This window comes from Kitasatospora sp. NPDC091257 (assembly GCF_044757675.1).
Lineage (GTDB): Bacteria > Actinomycetota > Actinomycetes > Streptomycetales > Streptomycetaceae > Kitasatospora > Kitasatospora lactacystinica.
The window spans coordinates 1-1,753 of sequence record NZ_JBIVVI010001554.1 but is presented as its reverse complement, the minus strand read 5'-3'; the positions used below and the strand labels follow the sequence as shown (position 1 = coordinate 1,753).

Sequence of the window (1,753 nt, the reverse complement as noted above, 5' to 3'; positions counted from 1 at the left end):
GGTGTGTTTCTCCGGCCCACCCCCCGAGCTTCAGCTGCATCTGGTACGAACCCCGATAGCCGATGGAGTGGAGCACGGCGAGGGTCACGTAGTGCAGGGAGAGTGAACCGCCCCGGGTTCGATAGAGATCTCAGGTTGTGGCTTTGACCGGGGGTTTTGTGGTTGTGAGGTAGTGGGCGATCTCGTATTCGGCGGGCGGGACGTGGCCTATCTCACCGTGGAGTCGTCGGTGGTTGTACCAGTCGGTCCACTCGGCTGTGGCGAGCTCGACCTGGGAGAGCGTCTTCCAGGGGCGGCCGGGCTTGATCAGCTCCGTTTTGTAGAGGCCGATGGTGGATTCCATCAGGGCGTTGTCGTAGGCGTCGCCGACGGATCCGATCGAGGCTGCGATGCCGGCGGCGTCCAGGTGGTCGGCGAGCCGGAAGCTCGTGTACTGCGACCCGGCATCCGAGTGATGTATCAACTCGCCTCGCTGGTGGGGGAATCCGTCGCGGTCACGCTGCCACAGCGCCATGTCCAGCGCATCCAGGACAAGCCGGGTCTCCTTGGAGGTCGCGGCCGACCAGCCGACGATGCGGCGGGAGAAGGTGTCCACGACGAAGGCGACGTAGACGACTTCGGCCCAGGTGGCGATGTGTGTGAAGTCGGCGACCCAGCAGCGGTTCGGCGCAGTGGCGACGAACTGCCGGTCGACGGGATCCGGGCCGCGTTCGGTGCCCGGGTCCGCGATGGTGGTGATCACCTTCTTGCCGCGGACAGCACCGGTGATGCCGAGTTCGCGCATGAGGCGTTCGACGGTGCAGCGGGCCACCGCTTGGCCTTGTCGGCCCAGCTCCCTCCAGATCTTCCGGGCCCCGTAGACACGGTAGTCGGCGTTGTAGACCTCCTTGATGAGAGCCTTGAGTTCCTCGTCGCGCACGGTGCGGGCGGAGGGCGAGGCCACGCGCTGGTGGTGGGCGTAGTACGTGGAGGGGGCAATGCTGCAGCCGTGCTCGGTGAGCACGCGGCAGATCGGCTCGACGCCGCCGAAGCGGCCCCGGTGCTCGTCGATGAACGCTACGAGCGCAGGTGTGGCCGGTCGAGCTCGGCCGCGAAGAAACTCGCCGCGGCCTTGAGGATCTCGTTGGCGCGCTTGAGTTCGGCGATCTCCTTCTTCATCGCCTTGATCTGCGCGGACTCCTCCGTGGTCGTGCCCGGGCGCTGCCCGGAGTCGACCTGGTCGCGTCGCACCCAGTTGCGCAGGGTCTCGGCGGAGCCGATGCCCAGTTTCTCCGCCACGGCCCGCAGCGCCGCCGACTCGTTCGGGTAGTCGCCGAGGACCTCGGCAACCATGCGCACCGCACGACGGCGCAGCTCAGGCGGGTAGGAGGAAGGACGTGCCATGACTCGAATCCTTACACGAAATCGAGTCCCCACCGAACCCGGGGCGGTTCAGTGGTGCGTGATCACATTGAGAAGCTGAGGTGGCCAACGAGGGTTGGCGGCCGCGATTTTTGCGCAGAGTCACCGGAGTGGGACCCTGGGTGCAAGCCGGGCCCAGGGTCGTGATGCAAAGGCCAGTCGAGGAGTGTTGATGACCGAACAGAGCCCTGCACGGTTCCCGATCACCGAGCCGTTCACCCAGTCGGAACCGTCCAACCCGAACTGGAAGCTGGCGGGCAAGGCGCGACTGGAGGGGGGTTTGGAGCTGAACCGTCCGGGGGCGGCGGGTTATGTGGGGATGGCGTTGCTGGACCAGCCCTTTCCTTCTGCC

General features: G+C 66.3%; 2 protein-coding genes. One reads left to right on the top strand and one right to left on the bottom strand.

The genetic code is table 11. The features are described 5' to 3' along the window. Window positions 1–130: 130 nt before the first annotated feature. A protein-coding gene (locus ACIQOV_RS40215; protein ID WP_401055935.1) for an IS3 family transposase occupies window positions 131–1,383 on the bottom strand; the annotation gives its coding sequence in 2 pieces (ribosomal slippage) (window positions 131–1,101 and window positions 1,101–1,383; 1,254 coding nt in all). A gap of 190 nt (window positions 1,384–1,573) precedes the next feature. On the opposite strand from ACIQOV_RS40215, the gene ACIQOV_RS40210 reads away from it, so the two are divergent. Continuing rightward, a partial coding sequence (locus ACIQOV_RS40210; protein WP_401055933.1) for a hypothetical protein occupies window positions 1,574–1,753 on the top strand: 180 nt, incomplete at its 3' end.